Annotated in this window: 1 protein-coding gene and 2 rRNA genes; 1 reads left to right on the forward strand and 2 read right to left on the reverse strand. The window is 44.4% G+C overall.

The window, feature by feature from the left end; genetic code table 11:
* The first annotated feature begins 858 nt into the window (after positions 1–858).
* Positions 859–1,882 (forward strand): IS630 family transposase gene (locus H5084_RS10065; protein ID WP_409077635.1). Its coding sequence is split into 2 segments (ribosomal slippage): positions 859–1,313 and positions 1,312–1,882, totalling 1,026 coding nucleotides; the frame shifts between segments, so codons are not numbered across the junction.
* 670 nt (positions 1,883–2,552) lie between these two features.
* On the opposite strand, the gene rrf is transcribed toward H5084_RS10065, so the two are convergent.
* Both rrf and H5084_RS10075 read right to left on the reverse strand, forming a co-directional pair.
* Positions 2,553–2,668, reverse strand: a 5S ribosomal RNA gene (gene rrf, locus H5084_RS10070).
* Positions 2,669–2,821: 153 nt separating this feature from the next.
* Positions 2,822–5,711 (reverse strand): 23S ribosomal RNA (locus H5084_RS10075).
* Between the last annotated feature and the right edge of the window lie 289 nt (positions 5,712–6,000).

Genomic DNA, 6,000 nt, shown 5'->3' on the forward strand with positions numbered 1-6,000 from the left:
AAATGATAACTATTAAAGCCATGAACGAAATGAACATCTGTCGACTTAATTCGAGCTTTACACAGTGCTTGAATATCTGCTAATCAGTTCTATAAAAATTAGCGCGTACAGGCGTTTGTGAAACTATGCAGATACGCCAAAAGACTATTACTAAAAACAAAAATTTTTAGTAATAGTTAGATGGTGGGTTATATAAAGACTTGGCATTAATAATATGAATGCAATGCAAATAGGTGCGATTTTTATCCTCTATAAAAGAATTTCATCATCAACTAAGTACTAAAAATGGTCACTAGATGGCTACTACTGTTTATATCGAGGTCAAAAATTCATTGCCACCAAAAGTCTAAAACAAAAAACAGTGAGTAAGTTAATAAGGATTATTCTGATACTATGTGGCTTATGAAGGATCAACATTGCTCATAATCCATAGCTGCCGCGATACCACCATAACCCGAAGTGTTCCTTTGCTCACGACCCAATACTCTCGTATAATTCACCCCTATCTTTCGTACTGAAAGATGGCCACTGCGTGGCACTTTATTTATCCCCTGCTCCAGGACATCACCACCAAAAGCCCTAAACGAAAAAACCCTGCAGACATAAGTCAACAGGGATTGTTCTGAATACTATGCAACCTTGGCAATGGGTGGACATTGCTCATGACCCATCTCTGTAGCGATATCACCAGGGCACACAGAGCTTAGCCCGCTAATAAGACGATGCTGACCGCATCATTCCACCCTATCTGTCGCACTAAAGGATAGCCACTACCAAAAGCCCTAAACGAAAAAATCCATGCTGATACCATTTCCGATAAATATGTGATCTAATTAAGATACTTACAAAGGAGCTAGTATGGGTCACAATTTTACTGAATTAATTAATGCGACAACCAATGCGAGACAACGATTAAAATTACTCGCAGTCTCGCATTTCTTAGAAGGGAAAAGTAGAGCTGATATTGCGGCTTTTTTAAAGGTAAGCCGTAGAAGTGTCAACAATTGGATTAAAGCATACCTTCATTCTGGGTTAACAGGTTTGGAAGTAAAGCCTTGCAGTGGGAGGTCTCATCGACTCACGCCAGAGCAACTTGCTAACATAAAGCAATATGTTATCGATAATGCGATAAAATCAGAAGGTGGCCGTTTACAGGGAAAGGATATACAAGAATATATTCAAACAACGTTTGGGGTTACCTATCAAAAAACCAACATTTATCATTTACTACACAAATTAAACCTAAACTGGATAACGACACGCTCTAAACACCCAAAGCAATCAGAAGAAGCACAAGTCTCTTTTAAAAAAATTCCAAATAAATACGATCCTTAAGATCCCTGGGCATATTCACTTAAAAGATGTCTATATTTGGTTTCAAGACGAAGCTAGATTTGGTCAACGCAATACAACGACCAAAATATGGGCAGAAAAAGGGACCAGACCAAGGGCCGTTCAACAGCAGCAATTTGAGTATGCTTATTTATTTGGCGCGGTCTGTATAAATACAGGTCAAACCGAAGCATTGGTGATGCCTTTCAGTAACAGTGAAGTGATGAAGGCGCATTTACGCTTAATTTCAGATGCAACCCCGAAGGGAAAACATGCTGTCGTAATAATGGATCGAGCTAGTTGGCATCAATCGTATTTAGCGGAAGAGTTTACTAATCTAACTATTATTCACCTTCCTCCCTATTCCCCTGAGTTAAATTCAATCGAGCAAGTTTGGCAATGGATGCGAAACAATGAAATCGCAAACAGGTGCTTTGACGGTTATAACGATATTGTCAATAAATGTTGTGATGCTTGGAATCGCTTCAGTGAAGACAAAAATAGAGTCATCTCACAATGTTATAGAGACTGGACTAATCTGGAAACTTAATTATCGGAATTGGTATTATAACGATATTGTCAATAAATGTTGAGATGCTTGGAATCGCTTTAGTGAAGACAAAAATAGAGTCATCTCACAATGTTATAGAGACTGGACTAATCTGGAAACTTAATTATCGGAATTGGTATCACTAGGGCACACAGAGCTTAGTCCGCTCATAAGACGATGCTGACCGCATCATTCACCCCTATCTATCGCACTAAAGGATGGCCTCTGCGTGGCGCTTTATTTATCCCTGCTCAAGCAGGACATCACCACTAAAAGTCCTAAACGAAAAAATCCCTGCTGACATAAGTCAACAGGGATTGTTCTGAATACTATGCCAGCTTGGCGATGGAATGGTCGTCGCAGAGCTCCTCCGCTCGTCAACCTTGCCTGTAGGCAAACTCGCCCTACTTTCTACGTAGCTCATAAATCAACGCAATTAAAAAAGCCCCACCGGAACTAACCAGTGGGGCTATTTTAAATTAGGCGCTTGGCGATGGGTGGAGATTGCTCATGACCCATCGCTATCGCGATATTCGCCCTACTGTCGCACTAAAGGATGGCCACTGCGTGGCGCTTTATTTATCCTCAGCTCAAGCAGGACATCACCATCAAAAGCCCCAAACGAAAAAAACCCTGTAGACAGAGTCTACAGGGTTTTTCCGTATTAGGCGCTTGGCGATGACCTACTTTCGCATGGGGAGACCCCACACTATCATCGGCGCAGCTGCGTTTCACTTCTGAGTTCGGCATGGGATCAGGTGGTACCACAGCGCTATTGTCGCCAAGCAATAAAAATTAATTAGAAAAGCTAAATGATATGTTCTAATTCGAGTGTTCATTCTCAAGTAAATACATTATGTAAATATGCTTTCACAAGCGTATATTTTAACGTCTTCTTTGACTTGTCTTGGTCACAAAACAACACTACTTAGGTGTTGTATGGTTAAGCCTCACGGGTAATTAGTACAAGTTAGCTCAATACATTACTGCACTTACACACCTTGCCTATCAACGTTGTAGTCTCCAACGGCCCTTTAGGGAACTTAAAGTTCCAGTGAGAACTCATCTTGAGGCTCGCTTCCCGCTTAGATGCTTTCAGCGGTTATCGATTCCGAACGTAGCTACCGGGCAATGCATCTGGCGATACAACCCGAACACCAGCGGTTCGTCCACTCCGGTCCTCTCGTACTAGGAGCAGCCCCTCTCAATTCTCAAACGCCCACGGCAGATAGGGACCGAACTGTCTCACGACGTTCTAAACCCAGCTCGCGTACCACTTTAAATGGCGAACAGCCATACCCTTGGGACCGACTTCAGCCCCAGGATGTGATGAGCCGACATCGAGGTGCCAAACACCGCCGTCGATATGAACTCTTGGGCGGTATCAGCCTGTTATCCCCGGAGTACCTTTTATCCGTTGAGCGATGGCCCTTCCATTCAGAACCACCGGATCACTATGACCTACTTTCGTACCTGCTCGACGTGTCTGTCTCGCAGTTAAGCTGGCTTATACCATTGTACTAACCTCACGATGTCCGACCGTGATTAGCCAACCTTCGTACTCCTCCGTTACTCTTTAGGAGGAGACCGCCCCAGTCAAACTACCCACCAAACAGTGTCCCAAACCCCGATTCAGGGGCCATGGTTAGAACTCAAAACATACAAGGGTGGTATTTCAAGATTGGCTCCACGTCATCTGGCGACAACGCTTCAAAGCCTCCCACCTATCCTACACATGTAGGCTCTAAGTTCACTGCTAAGCTATAGTAAAGGTTCACGGGGTCTTTCCGTCTAGCCGCGGGTACACAGCATCTTCACTGCGATTTCAACTTCACTGAGTCTCGGGTAGAGACAGCATGGCCATCATTACGCCATTCGTGCAGGTCGGAACTTACCCGACAAGGAATTTCGCTACCTTAGGACCGTTATAGTTACGGCCGCCGTTTACCGGGGCTTCGATCAAAAGCTTCGACCTAAGTCTAACCTCATCAATTAACCTTCCGGCACCGGGCAGGCGTCACACCCTATACGTCATCTTACGATTTAGCAGAGTGCTGTGTTTTTAATAAACAGTTGCAGCCATCTGGTATCTTCGGCCTCCAACAGCTAAAAGAGCAAGTCTCATCACCGTCGAAGGCGTACCTTCTCCCGAAGTTACGGTACCATTTTGCCTAGTTCCTTTACCCGAGTTCTCTCAAGCGCCTTGGTATTCTCTACCTGACCACCTGTGTCGGTTTGGGGTACGATCCTTTATTATCTGAAGCTTAGAGACTTTTCCTGGAAGCATGGCATCAATGACTTCAGTACCTTAGTACCTCGACATCGTATCTCAGTGTTAATAGAAACCCGGATTTACCTAAGTCTCCCACCTACATACTTGAACCTGGACAACCATCGCCAGGCCCACCTAGCCTTCTCCGTCCTCCCATCGCAATAATAAAGGGTACGGGAATATTAACCCGTTTCCCATCGACTACGCCTTTCGGCCTCGCCTTAGGGGTCGACTCACCCTGCCCCGATTAACGTTGGACAGGAACCCTTGGTCTTCCGGCGGGGAGGTTTTTCACCCCCCTTATCGTTACTCATGTCAACATTCGCACTTCTGATACCTCCAGGATGGTTTACACCTTTCCCTTCGACGGCTTACAGAACGCTCCTCTACCACGCATATAAATATGCGTCCGCAGCTTCGGTGATATGTTTAGCCCCGTTAAATCTTCCGCGCAGGCCGACTCGACTAGTGAGCTATTACGCTTTCTTTAAAAGATGGCTGCTTCTAAGCCAACTTCCTAGCTGTCTAAGCCTTCCCACATCGTTTCCCACTTAACATATACTTTGGGACCTTAGCTGGCGGTCTGGGTTGTTTCCCTTTCCACGACGGACGTTAGCACCCGCCGTGTGTCTCCCATGATTGCACTTGTTGGTATTCGGAGTTTGCAAAGGGTTGGTAAGTCGGGATGACCCCCTAGCCTTAACAGTGCTCTACCCCCAACAGTGATACATGAGGCGCTACCTAAATAGCTTTCGAGGAGAACCAGCTATCTCTTGGTTTGATTGGCCTTTCACCCCCAGCCACAAGTCATCCCCTAATTTTTCAACATTAGTGGGTTCGGTCCTCCAGTTGATGTTACTCAACCTTCAACCTGCTCATGGCTAGATCACCAAGTTTCGGGTCTAATCCCAGCAACTATTCGCCCAGTTAAGACTCGGTTTCCCTACGGCTCCCCTAAACGGTTAACCTTGCTACTGAAATTAAGTCGTTGACCCATTATACAAAAGGTACGCAGTCACCGAACTAAGTCGGCTCCTACTGCTTGTACGTACACGGTTTCAGGTTCTATTTCACTCCCCTCACAGGGGTTCTTTTCGCCTTTCCCTCACGGTACTGGTTCACTATCGGTCAATTAGGAGTATTTAGCCTTGGAGGATGGTCCCCCCATATTCAAACAGGATTTCTCGTGTCCCGTCTTACTCGTTTTCACTATAAAGAAGTTTTTGTGTACGGGACTATCACCCTGTACCGTGGCACTTTCCAGAGCCTTCCACTAACTTTTAAACAGCTTAAGGGCTGTTCCGATTTCGCTCGCCGCTACTTTCGGAATCTCGGTTGATTTCTTTTCCTAAGGGTACTTAGATGTTTCAGTTCCCCTCGTTTGCTTCGCTATGCTATGTATTCACATAACGATGACACTAAGTGCCGGGTTGCCCCATTCGGAAATTCCAGGATATAACGCTTGTTATCAACTCCCCTGGACTTATCGCAGATTACCACGTCCTTCATCGCCTCTAATTGCCTAGGCATCCACCGTGCACGCTTATTCACTTAACCATACAACACCTAAACAGTGTCTAAACACGTTAGATATCGTATGTTGTTTCCAAGACGCTTGTGACTCATATTTACATATGAAAAACAATCGTTTTTCGTGCACCTATTAGTTAGTAAACTAACTAAGTAGATACGTACTCATTACATTTGCATGTAATGTGCTTTTTATTTTGCTTGATTACAGTATCTAATTTAACTACGAATAGTTAATTTAAACACTGAGAACTGTTTATATTCCACTAAGTGAAACATAAACTTTTTCGTTTTATTTATCACACCAATCAACACC

This window comes from Psychromonas sp. SR45-3 (assembly GCF_014163575.1).
Lineage (GTDB): Bacteria > Pseudomonadota > Gammaproteobacteria > Enterobacterales > Psychromonadaceae > Psychromonas > Psychromonas arctica.